Source organism: Roseovarius dicentrarchi (assembly GCF_003316635.1).
GTDB classification, from domain to species: domain Bacteria; phylum Pseudomonadota; class Alphaproteobacteria; order Rhodobacterales; family Rhodobacteraceae; genus Roseovarius; species Roseovarius dicentrarchi.
This window is the reverse complement of record NZ_QNQP01000014.1, coordinates 19,326-34,904: the sequence shown is the minus strand read 5'-3', so window position 1 is coordinate 34,904 and position 15,579 is coordinate 19,326. Positions and strand designations below refer to the sequence as shown.

Below are 15,579 nucleotides of genomic sequence, written 5' to 3'. Positions count from 1 at the left end.
TTTGCAAGTTGCGCCGATTTACCCCCGCTGGCCGGGTTTTGCAAATGGTGGCTGCGTCTAAAGATGTGCTGGGGAGGGTTTATATGGTCGGGCTAGCAGGACTCGAACCTGCGACCTTCCGTCCCCCAGACGGACGCGCTACCAGACTGCGCCATAGCCCGACGATGGGGTTCTCATACCTGTTTTCTGAGCAGGGACAAGAGGTAAATCGGTTTTTTACCGCCGATATGTGCCACCCGGCGTTACAAAGAGTCTGCACTCGTCGTCATGCGTGCGCGCAGTACTGAAATGCGGTCGGCAAGGCCTGTCAGCGCGGGTTGCTGCGCGGCGAGGTGCGTGGGATCTGCCGCAGACAACTGGGCCATGGCAGAGGTGCCGGCGGGCACGTCATCATCGGGATCGTCCGGTACGCTGATCACGGCCACGCGCGGGGCATCGGGTGTCTCCGCAACGTTGATGGGCAGGGGGGAGGTGTCGCCAGTTTCACAGGCAGCCGCGCCAGCCTCAAGCGTTTCGGGGTCTGGGGCGTCATCCTCTGGCGGGAGGTCGGCGGCAGGAGTTGCATCTGCCGCATCCTCGGTATCCTCAACTTTACGTGCAGTTTCAGGAGGCTGACGATCCTCGGCGGCAGTTTCCGGTTCTGGCGCTGCGTCTTGCGGCTCGGGCGGCGTTGCGGCCTTCTCCGGGGTGCCGGTTGCGTTCTGTTCAGGCGCAGGCGCGCCCTGTGCCGATGCACTGCTTGACGGTTCTGGCGGGATTGTCTCTGCCTCGGGCGCGGCCATGTCGGACGGCGCCGCATCCTGCGTGCGCTGCTCGGGGTCGGGGCGGGTGCGGTCGAAATTCAGGACGGTGCCGCGCGGCTCTTCCGTGTCGGTGACGTCCAGCGCGATTTCGGCGATCACCTCTTCCAGATCGTCGTCGAGCGGGGGCGACATGGCGGCGACGTGGCGCACGCCATGATCGCGCATTACCTTTTGCACGCCCTTGATGGTCATGCCGTCATCATGCAGCAGCTTGCGAATACCGCCCAGCAGGCGCATGTCCGCGGGCCGGTAATAGCGCCGGCCGCCGGCACGCTTGACCGGCTTCACTTGGGTGAATTTACTCTCCCAGAATCGCAGGACATGGGCGGGGATCCCCAGCCAGTCTGCGACTTCGCTGATGGTACGAAAGGCGTCTGCGGATTTTGACATGGGGCTGCCTAGCGTTTGTTGCCCGCGGCCACGCGATCCTTCATCAGATGCGAGGGGCGAAAGGTCAGGACGCGGCGCGGGTTGATCGGCACCTCTTCGCCGGTCTTTGGATTGCGGCCCACGCGCGCCGATTTCTCGCGCACCGAAAACGTCCCGAAGGACGAGATTTTTACCTGCTCGCCGCGCACCAGCGCGTCGGACATATGCTCCAGCACGCTTTCGACCAACTGGGCAGAATCGTTGCGCGACAGCCCGACCTCGCGAAAGATCGCCTCGCTCAAATCCATACGCGTCAATGTCTTGTCACTCATGGCCATCCCCCGATTGCGTTTTGACAACAATAGGGTGGAAGAAAATTGCGAGTCAATTCCAATGACTTGGATTAGGCGGTTTAAGCGGAATCCGGGCAGAATTTCCGCAGTTTACCAGCGTAGCGCGACCGAACCCCACGCCAGACCCCCGCCAATCGCCTCGCTCAGCAGCAGATCGCCGCGTTTGATGCGCCCGTCAGCGGCGCCGACGGACATCGCCAGCGGGATAGACGCCGCCGAGGTATTGCCGTGATCCTGAACCGTCAGAATGACGCGATCCATGCCGACGCCCATCTTCTTGGCGGTGCCTTGGATGATGCGGATATTGGCCTGGTGCGGGACGATCCACGCGACGTCATCCGCCGTCAGCCCGGCCCGGACCAGCGCCGCGTCGGCGGTCGAGGCCAGCTTCTCCACCGCCTGGCGGAACAGCGGGTTGCCCTGCATGCGCAGTTTGCCGACCGTGCCGGTCGACGATACGCCGCCATCGACATACAGCATCTCGCGGTGACGCCCGTCCGAATGCATATCCGTGGCCAGGATGCCGCGATCCTGCGGGGTGCCGGCGCCATCCTCAGCCCCCAGGATCAGGGCCCCGGCACCGTCGCCGAACAGCACGCAGGTGCTGCGGTCGGTCCAGTCCATGATGCGGCTGAAGGTCTCGGCGCCGATCACCATGACGCGGCGCGCCTGACCCGAAATGATCATCGCATTGGCATTGCACAGCGCAAAGATGAACCCGGCGCAAACCGCCTGCACATCATAGGCAAAGCCCTGGGTCATGCCCAGATTGGCCTGTACCATCGTGCCGACGGACGGAAAGGTCAGATCGGGGGTGGAGGTGGCCACGATGATCGCGTCCAGATCGTCCGGCCCCATCCCGGCATTGTCCAGCGCGGCGCGCGCGGCGTTGGTCGCCAGCTCCGACGTGGTCTGGTCCTCGGCGGCAAAATGGCGCCGCTTGATGCCCGAGCGGGTGCGAATCCATTCGTCGGACGTATCAATCAACGTCTCGAAATAGGAGTTCGGCACGATGCGGTCGGGCAGGTAATGGCCGATGCCAAGGGGGACGGCGCGTATTGTCATGTTTTGGCTCCGTTCGGCGTGCCCGGCTTGTCCGGTGCATCATCATCGGCGGCGCTGTCCTGCGCCATGAGCGTTGCCTTGGCAACGCGGTCGGCCAGTTTTTCGGAAAATCCGGTCTGCGCCAGCTTGAATGCCAGCTTGACGGCGGCCGAAACACCGGTGGCATCCGCTGCGCCGTGCGATTTGACGACCGTTCCGTTCAGGCCCAGAAAAACGCCGCCATTGACGCGGCGCGGATCGATTCGCTTCTTCAGTCGGCGCAGGGACGGGTAGGCCAGAAGGGCGGCAATGCGCGACAGGATCGAATATTGAAACGCCTCGCGCAGCAATTCGGCGATCAGGTTGGCAGTGCCTTCGCCGGTTTTCAGCGCGACGTTGCCGGTAAATCCGTCGGTGACGATCACATCGACCGTATCGCCGGGCAGATCGCGCCCTTCGACAAAACCGACGAAATCGAAATCGGCGCCGCGCGCATGGGCGCGGATCAGGTCATGCGCCTCGCGCAGTTCGGACCGGCCCTTGTGCTCCTCGGTGCCGACATTCAGCAGGCCGATGCGCGGGCGCGCCACGCCCAGACCGCTGCGCGCATAAGAGGCGCCCATGAGTGCATATTGCATCAGATCCTTGGCATCGGCGCTGATATCGGCGCCGCCATCCATCAGCAGGTTGAACCCCTGCGGATTGCGCGAGGGCCACATGACGGCGATGGCAGGGCGGTAGATGCCGGGCAGACGGCGCAGACGCAGCACGGACATCAGCATCAGCGCGCCGGTATTGCCGCAAGACACGCACACGGTCGCCTCCCCGGCGCGTACCGAATCCAGCGCCGACCACATCGACGTGTCCTTACCGTGGCGGGCCACGTGGCCGGGTTTGTCATCCATCGTGACGATGCCGGGCGCGTCGCGCAATTCGCAGCAATTCGCCAGCGCCTTGTGACGGGCGACAAGCGGCTGCAACTCGGCCTTCGGGCCGTGCAGGATAAAGGCGATGTCGGGGTTTTTCTGTGCGCTGGCCGCAATGCCCGCAACGACGGTTGCGGGGCCCATATCGCCGCCCATCGCATCGACGGAAATCACCGTCCTGCGCCTGGCGGCAGCTGCGCCCGCCTGTCCTGCGGGCAGGCCGGGCCGGCCTGCCTCCGCCGGAGTTTTATCTGGACGCGCAGTCATGCGGGCTGTCTTTCCTTGTATGTGGTCCCGGCCCATTGGATGGACCGGGCCGAGGAACGTCAGGCCGCGTCGTCGTCCAGGTCAACTTCGTCCGCCATCGCGACGATCTCGCGATCGGCATAGTGGCCGCATGCGGAGCATACGTGATGCGGGCGCTTCAACTCGCCGCAGTTGGGGCATTCGTTAGGATTGGCGCCGCTGAGGGCGTCATGTGCGCGGCGGTTGTTGCGGCGCGATTTAGATACTTTGTTCTGCTGGACGGCCATGTCGCGATCCCGATTCCTGTGGGGCCGGACTGGCCCAGTTTCTGTGAGGTCACGCGGCTCTTAGTCCGCCTTGCGGCGCCGGTTCAACCCCAAATGATGTGAAAGCGCGAAAATACAGCGAAAAACCGGCGCTGCAAGCTATATTTCGCACGCAACACCCCGCCGCCGCAGGTTGCCGCAGGGGCAAGTGCGGCGGGCGGGCGTTCAGTCGCCCTGTTCCATCCTGGCCTTGAGCCCGGCCAGCCCGGCAAACGGTTTCAGATCCGCATCCTGAAGCGGCGCCGCGCCGGGCGGGGCCGCCTGCGCCTCGGCCGTGCCTGCGCCTTCGGCGCGGGGGTAATCGGGCAGCGCCAGTGCCAGCGCCTCGTGCAGGACGCGGGCAAGGTCGATGATATCGCCCAGTGGCTCCTCGCTGTCGTCCTCGGGCATTTCAACGCCGTCCTCGGGCGTCGGCTCCAGGTCCGACGGGGCGGGCATATCCGACAAGAAGCGCCGCTCGACGCTTGTGTCGATGCGCGTGGTGACGGGCGCCAGCGTGGCCACGCAGGACTGTACGGCGGTTGCGCCCAGATCGGCGGTCAGGCGCCAGTCGCGGCGCCCCAGGGGCGCGAGCGTGCCGCGAAAGGTCAGCTTGCGCAGCGCCACGATCCCCAGCGCCTCGGCCATTGCGGCGCGGGTGTCTGCATCGGGCGCAATATCAAAGGACTGCGTGCGCCCCTTGGGCAGGTCTGCCACGCGCAATGCGGCGGCTTGGGTCAGCGGCTTGGCCATGGGCGGGCGCTTCCTTTCTTGAACAAGGGGGGTGGGTTGATATAAGCGGGATAAAAGGTCCGCCGGGCCAATATCAAGAGGACAGTCATGTTCGGGACCGCATATTCGCCTAAAATCGCCTGCATGGCAATTGTCCTTGCCGTAATGACGGCATTGGCCGGCTGCACGTCACTTTACGAGAATCACGGGTATGTCCCCCCCGAAGAGGATCTGATGCAGCTGGTTCCGGGCGTCGACACCCGTGCCACGGTGGATGACGTGATCGGCGCGCCCTCGGTATCGGGTGTGCTGAGTGGCGGCGACTATTACTATGTCCGCAGCCGGGTCAAAACATTCGGCATGCGCCGCCCCGAAGTGATCGAGCGGCAGGTGCTGGCCATCAGCTTTGACGCGCAGGACGTGATCGCCAATATCGAACGATTCGGTTTGCGCGACGGGCGCGCGGTGCCGCTGTCGCGCCGTGTCACCGACAGTTCGGTTGCGGGCAAAGGATTCCTTCAGTCGATCATGAGCAATTTCGGCAATATCGACCCAAGCCAGTTCTTCTAGGCCACGGGGCCGCACCATGACCCCCTCGGGCGCGCGGCGCCATGTGGCGCGGATCGCGCGGGGGGCCGCCGACATGACGGTGGCGCACGCGCTGCGCGCCGCGGCATTCGGGCTGCCGGCGCCCGATCGCGACCCGTTTGATGCGGCCTGCATACATATCCTGATCGAGGACCGGCGCGCCGGACGTGCCGTGGGGTGTTTTCGCATGCTGCCGCTTGCCAGCGGTGCAGAGGTGGGGCGCAGCTATTCGGCCACGTTTTACGACCTTGCGCAGCTGGGCCGCCGCGCCGGGCCGATGACCGAACTCGGCCGCTTTTGCGTCCAGCCGGGCGCGCGCGATCCTGATATCCTGCGCGCCGCATGGGGCGCGATTACGGCGCATGTCGATGCGACGGGCGTTCAGATGCTGTTTGGCTGCACATCCTTTCGCGGCACGGACCCCGCGCCCTATGTCGGCGCATTTGCCCTGTTGGCACAGCACCACCTTGCGCCGCCGGACTGGGCGCCGCAGCGCCGGGCGCCGCGCACGGTAACGCTGGCGCCGGGGCAGGGCGCGATTGACACGCGCCGCGCGGTGCAGGCGCTGCCGCCGCTGCTGCGCAGCTATCTGGCGATGGGCGGCAAGGTCAGCGATCATGCGGTGATTGATCCGGTGATGAACACGCTGCATGTGTTTACCGGGGTGGACATCGCGGCCATCCCGGCGGCGCGCAAACGGGTGTTGCGCGCGGATGCCGCGATGCCCGCCGGGGCGCCGGACAGCGAGGCTTGACGCCAGCCCTGCGGCGGGATAGCTCGCGGCCATGGCAGCACGTCCCCCCCTTTTGCAACTCAACGATATCTCCCTGACTTTCGGGGGCGATCCGATATTTTCCGACCTGTCGCTGGTCGTTCAGCCGGGCGACCGCGTCGCGCTGGTCGGGCGCAACGGCTCGGGCAAGTCCACCTTGATGAAGGTGATGGCCGGTCTGGTCGAGGCTGACAGCGGCGCGCGCACGCTCGCCCCCGCCGCGTCGGTCGGGTATATGGAGCAGGACCCGGACATGGCCGGTTTCGCCACCTTGGGCGACTTTGCCGCCAGCCAGCTGGACCCGTCGGAGGCCTATCGGGTGGAAATGGCAGGCGAGGGGCTGAAATTCGACCCCGCGCGCGCGGTGGAAACGGCATCGGGCGGTGAGCGGCGCCGCGCTGCACTGGCCAAGCTGATGGCCGAGGCGCCCGAGCTGATGCTGCTGGACGAGCCGACGAACCATCTGGACATCGAGGCGATCGCCTGGCTGGAAACCACGCTGAAAGAGACGCGCAGCGCCTTTGTCCTCATCAGCCACGACCGCGCATTCCTGCGTGAGCTTACACGCGCAACCCTTTGGATTGACAGGGGAATGGTGCGGCGCCAGGAAAAGGGTTTCACCCATTTCGAGGAATGGCGCGACAAGGTTTGGGAAGACGAGGATCAGGCCCGTCACAAGCTGAACCGCAAGATCAAGTCCGAGGCCCGCTGGGCCGTCGAGGGCATCAGCGCCCGCCGCAAGCGCAATCAGGGCCGTGTGCGCGCGCTTCAGGAATTGCGCGCCGAACGCTCCAGCCAGATCACCCGGCAGGGTACCGCCGCGATGGCGCTGGATTCGGGGCCGAAATCCGGCAAGAAGGTGATCGAGGCTGTCGGCATTTCCAAGGCGTATGGCGACAAGGTGTTGCTGACGGACTTCTCCATCCGCATCCAGCGCGGGGACCGCGTGGCACTGGTCGGCCCCAATGGCGTGGGCAAGACGACGCTGCTGAACATGCTGATGGGCACCGAGGCGCCCGATAGCGGCACGGTCACATTGGGCACCAACCTGCTGCCGGCGATTTTCGATCAGTCGCGCGCGCAGCTGGACCCGGACATGACCCTGTGGGACAGCCTGACCGGTGATCCGGATATGCGCGTATCGGGCAAGGCCGACCAGATCCTGGTGCGCGGCATGCCGCGCCATGTGATCGGTTATCTCAAAGAGTTCCTGTTTGACGAGGCGCAGGCACGCGCGCCGGTCCGGTCGCTCTCGGGCGGGGAAAAGGCGCGGCTGCTGCTGGCCAAGCTGATGGCGCGCGAGTCCAACATTCTGGTGCTGGACGAGCCGACCAACGATCTGGACATCGAAACGCTGGACCTGCTTCAGGAGCTGCTGGACGATTACGACGGCACCATCATTCTGGTCAGCCACGACCGCGATTTTCTGGACCGCGTCGCCGCCACCACCATCGCGATGGAGGGGGACGGGCGCGCAACCGTCTATGCCGGCGGCTGGACCGACTACCGCTCGCAGCGCAAATCGACGGCGGAATGGGCCGATGCAGGGCGCAAGCCTGCCGCGAAACCCAAATCAGGCGGCAGCGCGAAAAAGGAGAAATCCAGCGCGCTCAGTTTTACCGAACGGCATCGCCTTGAAGAATTGCCCGACGTGATCGCCCGCCTTGAGGCGGAAATTGCCAAGCTGGAAGGGCTGATGGCCGACCCCGAGCTGTTCACCCGCGAGCCGGTGAAATTCCGCAAGGCGACCGAGGCGCTGACCCAGCGCCAAAGCGCCCTGACTGATGCGGAAACCGAGTGGATGACGCTTGAGGAAAAGGCGGGTAGCTGACGCGCCCGGCAGCTGATCGACGCTGATACAACATCCCGATACCGCACTGCTGGTCAGTAATAGCCGGCAAACCTGACTATCGAAGGATGGTGGAGCGGATGACGCGATTCGAACGCGCGACCGTCTGCTTGGGAAGCAGAAGCTCTACCCCTGAGCTACATCCGCAATACCGCCGAGTTTACTCTGGCGCCGGGGCGAGCGCAAGCGCATCTTGGCGGCGCGCACCCGCCGGACGCGCGCCGCGGTCTGCGTCGGCGGCCAGTGTGCCGGCGCAAATTGCATGATCCTGCAACTGCAATCCGGGCGCGCTTTCCTATCGCCGTGCCGTTGTGAAACGGCGTGCCGTTGTCATCCGGGCGGCGCCCGATCACTTGTGCTGTCTATGGATCAGTGGAGGATATTGGGGTCATTGGCCCTAATTCATACGCCAGACCATGCATTTCTTGACTGAAAGTCGCACCACCGTAAGCTTTTTGAATACCCTTGCGGCGAAACCATGCTGTGCCGTGCATCCCCTTTATCCGGAGACATTCAACTATGGTCAGTCATCCTACCATTGCGCCGCGCCGCCCGAGATCAAACCGTAACTTCAGGTCGTCCGTCTCGACGCTGGCGCTGTTGATGCCGTTATCCGCGGCGGGAATGCTGATCGCCGGATCTGCGGCAGCAGCGTGTGGCGACCGGGTTGAATCGGCCGGATCGTATAGCTGCGCTCTGACCTCGGATTACGGGAATTTTGCCTATGGCTACTGGGCGTCGGTGGATTCCGGTGTCCGATACGCGTTGAGCAGCACGGGTGATCGCGTCATGGACACGTCCTCTGGCCTGACGAATTACGCACTGTATCTTGATCTGAACGGCAAAGCGGGAAGCAGCAGCGTGCCGAACGGGTCGAGCGGCGCCGATGTCACCGTCAACAACGCAAGTCGCCTTGAGCTTGTCGGACTGGGGAACGGCAAGGGGGAGAATGCCGACCTTGGCGGGATTTTTGTCCGAAACAGCGGCGGCGCCGGGGCCAAGCCCAAAAAGACAGGCGACGGCGGGCGTGGTGGCAACACCGGCACCATCGGCATCACCAATAATGCAGCGATCATTATAGCGGCCTCTGCCATGGATGGCCGGACGGCAAAGGCGTACGGTATCAATGCGCGTGCCAGCTCGGGTGCGGGCGGGGTATTCAACACCGGGGTCGGAAACCAGAAGGGCGGCGACGGCGGCACAGCCAGAAAAATAGAGATAACGAACACCGCAGCGATCCAACTGGGCGACAGCAGCACGTCGATACGTGCGGCAAACGCCGGGCGCGCGATCAACGCGGAATCCTTTGGCAATTCCGGCGGAAACGAGAACGGCAACGGCGGCCGGGGCGGTGTGATCGACATCAACAACAGCGGCGCACTGGGCGTCTATTATCAGGAAATCGGCACCGCCAGCGAAGGCGTTCACGGCATCCTCGGCAAAAGCATCGGCGGAAGCGGCTCGGCGTCCAAGGACAACAGCGACGAAGGCGGAAGCGGCGCCGCAGGCGGCCAGATCTTGATCCAGAACCGGGCCGACATCACCATCGCCACAAGCGGTAACGCCATTCCGGGCGAATCGGCCGGTATTCTGGCGCTGTCGCGCGGCGGTGACGGCGGCACATCACCCAACAGGAATACCGGGGGCGTCGGCGGCAATGCTGGCGTTGACGAAAACAACGCCTCGGCTGTCACGACGCTCGGCCATCTTGGCGGTCTTATCAAGACGAACGGTGACAACATGCGCGGCATCGTTGCCCGCAGCGAAGGCGGCCGGGGCGGAAATGGCAACGGAGACTCCAAATCCAGGGCAGGCAATGGCGGCACAGGCGGCAGTATTCAGGTTAACCTTGAAAACGGAGCCGGGATCGAAACCTACGGTCGCGACGGATATGGGGTTCTGGCGCAGTCCGTCGGCGGCCTTGGTGGCAGCAACGCCAAGACCGCGGGACGGGGCGGCGATGCCGGCAATGTCGGCGTTTATGCAACGCAAGGCACATCCATCAAAACGAAAAGCGATTACAGCGCCGGCCTGACCTTCCATTCGCTGGGCGGCGGAGGCGGCACCGGGGGCGACTTTGTGCGCGTTCTGGCCGGTGCCGGCGGTGATGGTGGCGACGGGGGCAACGCCAAGAAGGTGACGCTGACCACCGGCGCGGCAATCACCACGCAGGGCAACCATTCCTTTGGCGTTCTGGGCCAGTCCATCGGCGGTGGCGGCGGCACCGGCGGGATCGGCGCCGGGCTGGAGATTGGGCTTGGCGGCGATGGCGGTGGCGGTGGTACGGCGGCAAATGTCGAGATCAACAATACCGGCGTGATCCAAACGGCGGGCAATTATTCCACGGGTATTCTGGCGCAATCGCTGTCGGGCGGTGGCGGCGCGGCCGGCGCGGCCGGTGGGCTTTTGTCGGTTGGCGGCAGTGCGGGCATCGGGCACAACTCTGCGACGGCGCAGGTCACCAGCAGCGGCGCGATCACAACCACCGGAAACGGCGCGGCGGGCATCATCGTTCAGTCTGTCGGCGGCGGTGGCGGCAATGGCGGCGGCGCCGCGGGCATGTTTGCCGTCGGCGGCAAGGGGAATGTCGGCGGTAATGGCGGCACGGCCAATGCCTTTGTCGTGGATGGCACGGTCAGCACCTCGGGCGGTCATTCTTATGGGCTGGTTGCGCAATCCATCGGCGGCGGCGGCGGCAATGGCGGCGATGTTCTGGACATATCGGTTGGCGCCGGTCTGGGCGTGGGCGGCAGCGGCAGCGGTGGTGGCACCGGCGGCTATGCCTGCGCGACCAACTATTACGGCAGTTGCCAGCCTGACATCACCGACGCATCCAAGGCACCCCAAGGCGGTGGCAACACCATCAAGACCTCTGGCGAATTCTCGCACGGCATGCTGGTCCAGTCGATTGGCGGCGGTGGCGGCAATGGCGGCTCGGTCGCGGGCGCATCTGTGGTCAGCGCGCTATCGCTTCAGATTGGCGGATCGGCAGGCTCCGGCGTGGGCAGCGGCGCGGCTTTTGTCAACTTCAAGAATCTGACGCTGGGCACCAGCGGCAACAATGCCAAGGGCATCATTTCGCAGTCCATCGGCGGCGGTGGCGGCAATGGCGGCAACGCTGTGTCCGCCTCTGGCCTGTCGCCTGTGTCGATGCAGATCGGCGGCAGCGGCGGCACCGGGGCGTCAACCGGGACTGGCCCGACGAACCTGCTGGCGGACATCACGCTGGCTGGCAGCCGCGTCACCACGCGCGGCGCCAATGCGGGCGCCCTGCTGGTGCAGTCCATCGGCGGCGGCGGCGGCACGGGCGGATCGGCGGCGGGCTATGCGGCCTCGGTCGGGCTGACGATTGAGACGGCGCTGGGCGGCTCCGGCGCCGGGGGCGGAAATTCGGCGATAGCACGGGCCAGGGTTTCGGACACGGTCATCACAACCGGAATTGACGACGACGGCGCGCCCGAGAGTGAGGCCGGCGCCTCCTCCCACGGGATTTCGGTGCAGTCCATCGCGGGCGGCGGCGGCACCGGGGGATCGTCCACCGCCGAAGCGCTGACAGTGGCGGCACCGACGGGCGAGGGCGAATCCTTTGCCATCACCTCGACCGTTGCGCTGGGCGGCGCGCCGGGCGCGGGCGGCATTGCAGGCAATGCCGAGGTGGACCTGAACGGCGCGTCGGTTGTGCGCACGGGCGGGGACGGCGCGCATGGCGCGCTGGTGCAATCCATCGGCGGGGGCGGCGGTGACGGCGGGTCGGCGTCGACGCTGTCGGGGACCATCGGCATCTCGAATACTGTCGGCGTCACGCTGGGCACCTCCATCGGGGCCGAGGGTGGCTCGGGCGGAAAGGGCGGCGCGGCGCTGGTCAATATGAAGGACACAGCAAAGGTCGAGACATTTGGCGACGGTGCGAACGCCCTGTTGATCCAGTCGGTCGGCGGCGGCGGCGGCGACGGCGGCATCGGCAACGCCGATAGCAAGCAGATCGGCGGCGGCACGACGGTTGCGATTGACATCGGTTTGGGCGGCGGCGGTGGCAGCGGCGGAACCGGGGGCGAGACCAAGGCGACGCTGGATGGTGGCACCAAGCTCGTCACTCACGGCTCGGGCGCGCGGGGCATCATCGCCCAGTCCATCGGCGGCGGCGGCGGCACCGGGCAGGGCGGCACGGTGTCGGTTGCGGCCGGATTTTCCGTCGGCGGCGGCAGTGGCTCCGTCCCGGAAGGCGAAGAGCCGGTCAAGACATCGGTGTCGATCAACACCCGGCTGGACGTGGGCGCACGCGGCGGTTCGGGCAATTCGGGCGGCGCGGTCAACGCAACCGTCTACGGCGATGTGACAACCTTCGGCGGTGATGCCGACGGTGTCCTGCTGCAATCCATCGGCGGCGGCGGCGGTCTGGCAGGCTCTGCCGGCGCGGACACAGGCACCGCCAGCAACGGCGATAATGACGCAGATGCCAGTGTATCCCTGTCAGCCGCAATCGGCGGCAAGGGTGGCTCAGGCGGGCATGGCGGCGGTGTCAAGGTCAGCCTGAACGCGCCGATCACCACCAAGGGGGACTGGTCCGACGCATTTGTCGCGCAGTCCATTGGCGGCGGCGGCGGCATTGGCGGCACTGCGGCCGCGTCAAACACGCCGGCGGTGGCCACGGTTGCGCTGGCGCTGGGCGGCAGCGGCGGCGCGGGCGGTGACGGCGGTGCGGTCGAGGCGACACTACTCGGCAACGATTACAGGATGTCACTGAACACAGAAGGTTACGGCGCGCATGGTGCCTTGCTGCAATCCATTGGCGGCGGCGGCGGTCAGGCGTCCGACGGATCGACCAATTCGGGCGGCCGCATCACTGTCGGCGGCGGCATGGGCGGCAGCGGCGGCGCGGCGGGCAATGGCGGCAGCGTGACCATCAATCCGTACAGCTTCAGCTTTGTCACCACAAAGGGCGACGATGCCTATGGCCTGATGGCGCAGTCGATTGGCGGCGGCGGCGGTATTGCCGGCAACGGCAGCTCGGTCCAGTCGGACAAGCTGCTGGATCTGAATTACGAGATCGCGGTTGGCGGCAGTGGCGGCGCAACCGGCAATGGCGGCGCGGTCAGCATCGACACCGGCATCAACATGACGACGTCAGGCGCACGGTCATTTGGCATATTGGCACAGTCGATCGGCGGCGGCGGCGGTGTTGGCGGAACCGGCGATACCGACAGCCACGCCAGTATCAGGGTGGGCGGCGGCGCCGGTGCCTCCGGTAATGGCGGTTCAGTCAAGGTCAGGCTGGCGAGCGGCGCACTGACCACCGCAGGCAAGGGCGCGCATGGCATCATTGCGCAATCCATCGGTGGCGGCGGCGGAATCGCCGGCGATCTGTCCGGCGAAGAGCTGGCGATATCGACCTTGCTTGCTCCGGATAACTCCAATGCAGATGCACCCGGTGGCAATGGCGGCGGCGTCGATGTTGTCGCCGATGCCAACATTCTGACGACGGGCGATGCCGCCTACGGCATCATTGCGCAATCCATCGGTGGTGGCGGTGGTCTTTATGGCAAAGATGGCGTTCTTTACGCCGGCAATTTTGGCGACATGAAGGACACCATCAGCAGCGCCGTGAATATCACACAAAGCGAGAGCATTACCGTAAACGGAAAAAATTCGATCGGCATTTTTGCGCAAAGCATCGCCTTTTCCAACTCTGGCAAGATATCGGTTGCCGTGAATGGCAATGTGCGCGGCGGCACCGACAAGGGCGCAGGTGTCTACATTTCGGAAGGCAGCGGAAACGTGCTGGACATCGCGGCAGGCGCATCCGTCATGGCCGGCGGTTCGGCAGAGGCGGGGAACCGCGGCTTGGCTGTGTCCTACTTTTCCAACTACGACGCGCGAAGCGAGTCGGAGCTGACCATCAACAACGCTGGCCGCCTGGTGGGCGATGTATCGCTGAAGAATGCCGATGGCGATGCGGCCGGAACGGTCAACAACCTGTCGGGCGGCACGTTTGAGACAGGCGCGCTGGTTGGCGCGAGCGTGGTCAACACCGGCGCTCTGGTTCTGGCTGCCACGCCGCCTGCGGCACCTGCGGCTGCGAGGGCCGCGCCCCCTGCGGCAACAACGCGCATCCTGGGCGATTTTACCCAAGGTATCGACGGGCGCCTGATCGCGCCGGTTGATTTCGAAACCGGCACCGGCAGCCAGCTGGTGGTCGCGGGGGCCTCCGATCTGCGCGGCTGGATCGTGCCGAATGTGCTGTCCTTGCTGCCGGGCGGCGACATCGCCGTATTCCGCGGTGAGGGCGTCGTCCGGGGCGAATTCAAGGTCAAGGATGCGCCGGCGGTTGATTTCGAGCTGAACAGGGTGGGCGACACCACGCGGCTTTCCGTCAACAAGACGCGCTTTGGCGCCGCGTTTGGCACGCTCAACGCCAATCAGCGCGCGGTCGGGCGTCATCTGGACGGCATTTTCCAAAGCGGGACGCGCGAATATGGCGCGGCCCTGGGCGCGATCAGCAATCTGTCCGCCGAAAAGGGGCGGCTGGCCTACAGCGAGGCGCTGTCCTCGCTGACGCCGGGCGGGGCGCAGGGTATCGCGGCCGCGCAGGTGGCGCTGTCGCAGGCGCGGATGGGCAGTGTCATGGCCTGCCGTAACGGCAAGAACGTCATTTCCCTTGGCGATCCCGGCAGCTGTGGCTGGTTGCAGGCCGATGCGACCCGGATCGATCAGGACGGCACGGGCGGATATGACGGCACGCAATACGGTATCGGCGGCGGTGTGCGGTTCCGGTTCGGCGATGACTGGGCCGCGGGCTTTGCCGCGGGCATCGGGCAGGGGGACTACGATTCGGACAGCGGCCAATCCAGCGCCGAAGGCACCAGCGGATACGTCGTGGCCGGGCTTGGCCGCAGCTTTGACCGGTTGGAGATCTCGGGCGCGCTGATGGCCAGCTACGGTGATTACGACCTGACCCGCCTGACAGCCATTCCCGGCTTTCAGCGGGCCGCGACGGGCGATACTGACGTGCTGACCTATGGCGCGCGCGTGCGGGCCGCCTATACGTTTGGCTCTGACGCAGGATATGTGCGGCCCGCGTTTGACCTTGCCGTTATCCATACGGATGTATCGGGCTATACCGAAACGGGGGCCGGCCTGTTCGATCTGACTGTCGGCAGCCAGGCGCAGACATCCTTTGCGGCGACCCCGTCGATTGAGTTCGGCGGGAACATGAAGCTGCAAAACGGCTGGAACCTTGATGGGTATGCCAATGTCGGCGTCAGCTTCCTGAGCGATGATGACTGGACCGTGAGCGCCGGCTTTGCCGGGGCGCCGGGTGCCGGGCGCTTCTCTTCCTCGGTGCCGATTCCGGACCGGGTTGGGAATATCGGCCTTGGGGTGATCCTGTCCGATACCGCTGGTTTCCAGGCGCAGGTTGAATATGGCGGCAGCTTTGGCAAAGACTTCAACAGCCACAGCTTGTCGCTGGAGCTGTCCAAGAAGTTCTGAGGATCATCTTGGCCTTGCAAACATTGACAGCGGCGTCATCGCCGCTGTCTTCGTTCTTCAGACCTTGATGCTGCCCTGTTGAATGGACCGCACAGACATGCAGT

The 15,579-nt window shown here is 65.3% G+C and carries 10 protein-coding genes and 2 tRNA genes; 4 read left to right on the top strand and 8 right to left on the bottom strand.

All coding sequences use genetic code 11. The annotated features are described in order from the left end of the window. Positions 1-84: 84 nt before the first annotated feature. The 7 genes from DQ230_RS11180 to DQ230_RS11150 all read right to left on the bottom strand — a co-directional run bounded on the left by DQ230_RS11180 (position 85) and on the right by DQ230_RS11150 (position 4,799). Positions 85-161 (bottom strand) — tRNA-Pro (locus tag DQ230_RS11180). Between the two features lie 81 nt (positions 162-242). Next, positions 243-1,193, bottom strand: a complete 951-nt coding sequence (locus tag DQ230_RS17370) for a MerR family transcriptional regulator (RefSeq protein ID WP_238987499.1) — start codon at positions 1,191-1,193, stop codon at positions 243-245. A gap of 8 nt (positions 1,194-1,201) precedes the next feature. After that, on the bottom strand, positions 1,202-1,504 hold the full coding sequence (gene ihfA, locus DQ230_RS11170; protein WP_113912762.1) for an integration host factor subunit alpha: 303 nt from the start codon (positions 1,502-1,504) through the stop codon (positions 1,202-1,204). A gap of 111 nt (positions 1,505-1,615) precedes the next feature. Next, positions 1,616-2,590 (bottom strand): beta-ketoacyl-ACP synthase III, encoded by a 975-nt coding sequence (locus tag DQ230_RS11165; RefSeq protein ID WP_113912684.1) that lies wholly within the window; start codon positions 2,588-2,590, stop codon positions 1,616-1,618. Next, positions 2,587-3,762, bottom strand: a complete 1,176-nt coding sequence (gene plsX / locus DQ230_RS11160) for a phosphate acyltransferase PlsX (RefSeq protein ID WP_113912683.1) — start codon at positions 3,760-3,762, stop codon at positions 2,587-2,589. Before plsX ends, DQ230_RS11165 begins: the two co-directional genes overlap by 4 nt. Positions 3,763-3,821: 59 nt before the next feature. After that, the gene (gene rpmF / locus DQ230_RS11155) at positions 3,822-4,028 is read right to left on the bottom strand and encodes a 50S ribosomal protein L32 (RefSeq protein WP_108690258.1); all 207 of its coding nucleotides are present in this window, start codon (positions 4,026-4,028) and stop codon (positions 3,822-3,824) included. Positions 4,029-4,232: 204 nt separating this feature from the next. Then, positions 4,233-4,799 carry a YceD family protein gene (locus tag DQ230_RS11150; RefSeq protein ID WP_238987498.1) on the bottom strand — a complete coding sequence of 189 codons (567 nt, stop codon included), beginning with the start codon at positions 4,797-4,799 and terminating at the stop codon, positions 4,233-4,235. 87 nt (positions 4,800-4,886) lie between these two features. Between DQ230_RS11150 and DQ230_RS11145 the strand changes: the two genes are divergently transcribed. From DQ230_RS11145 to DQ230_RS11135, 3 genes are read left to right on the top strand one after another with little or no spacing between them, the layout of a single operon-like run. Further along, on the top strand, positions 4,887-5,348 hold the full coding sequence (locus DQ230_RS11145; protein ID WP_113912682.1) for an outer membrane protein assembly factor BamE: 462 nt from the start codon (positions 4,887-4,889) through the stop codon (positions 5,346-5,348). Positions 5,349-5,364: 16 nt separating this feature from the next. Then, positions 5,365-6,120 (top strand): GNAT family N-acetyltransferase, encoded by a 756-nt coding sequence (locus DQ230_RS11140; RefSeq protein WP_113912680.1) that lies wholly within the window; start codon positions 5,365-5,367, stop codon positions 6,118-6,120. Between the two features lie 31 nt (positions 6,121-6,151). Beyond that, a complete protein-coding gene (locus DQ230_RS11135; RefSeq protein ID WP_113912679.1) occupies positions 6,152-7,969 on the top strand; it encodes an ABC-F family ATP-binding cassette domain-containing protein in 1,818 nt (605 codons plus the stop codon). A gap of 90 nt (positions 7,970-8,059) precedes the next feature. Here the strand turns inward: DQ230_RS11135 and DQ230_RS11130 are convergent. Then, positions 8,060-8,134 (bottom strand) — tRNA-Gly (locus DQ230_RS11130). A gap of 372 nt (positions 8,135-8,506) precedes the next feature. On the opposite strand from DQ230_RS11130, the gene DQ230_RS11125 reads away from it, so the two are divergent. After that, positions 8,507-15,475, top strand: coding sequence for an autotransporter outer membrane beta-barrel domain-containing protein (locus DQ230_RS11125; protein WP_162497426.1), 6,969 nt, complete (start codon positions 8,507-8,509; stop codon positions 15,473-15,475). Positions 15,476-15,579 lie beyond the last annotated feature (104 nt).

Excerpts from the sequence above, each read along its gene's own strand:
- DQ230_RS17370 (WP_238987499.1), bottom strand. The coding sequence starts at position 1,193 with ATGTCAAAATCCGCAGACGCCTTTCGTACCATCAGCGAAGTCGCAGAC.
- ihfA (WP_113912762.1), bottom strand. The coding sequence starts at position 1,504 with ATGAGTGACAAGACATTGACGCGTATGGATTTGAGCGAGGCGATCTTT.
- DQ230_RS11165 (WP_113912684.1), bottom strand. The coding sequence starts at position 2,590 with ATGACAATACGCGCCGTCCCCCTTGGCATCGGCCATTACCTGCCCGAC.
- plsX (WP_113912683.1), bottom strand. The coding sequence starts at position 3,762 with ATGACTGCGCGTCCAGATAAAACTCCGGCGGAGGCAGGCCGGCCCGGC.
- rpmF (WP_108690258.1), bottom strand. The coding sequence starts at position 4,028 with ATGGCCGTCCAGCAGAACAAAGTATCTAAATCGCGCCGCAACAACCGC.
- DQ230_RS11150 (WP_238987498.1), bottom strand. The coding sequence starts at position 4,799 with ATGGCCAAGCCGCTGACCCAAGCCGCCGCATTGCGCGTGGCAGACCTG.
- DQ230_RS11145 (WP_113912682.1), top strand. The coding sequence starts at position 4,887 with ATGTTCGGGACCGCATATTCGCCTAAAATCGCCTGCATGGCAATTGTC.
- DQ230_RS11140 (WP_113912680.1), top strand. The coding sequence starts at position 5,365 with ATGACCCCCTCGGGCGCGCGGCGCCATGTGGCGCGGATCGCGCGGGGG.
- DQ230_RS11135 (WP_113912679.1), top strand. The coding sequence starts at position 6,152 with ATGGCAGCACGTCCCCCCCTTTTGCAACTCAACGATATCTCCCTGACT.
- DQ230_RS11125 (WP_162497426.1), top strand. The coding sequence starts at position 8,507 with ATGGTCAGTCATCCTACCATTGCGCCGCGCCGCCCGAGATCAAACCGT.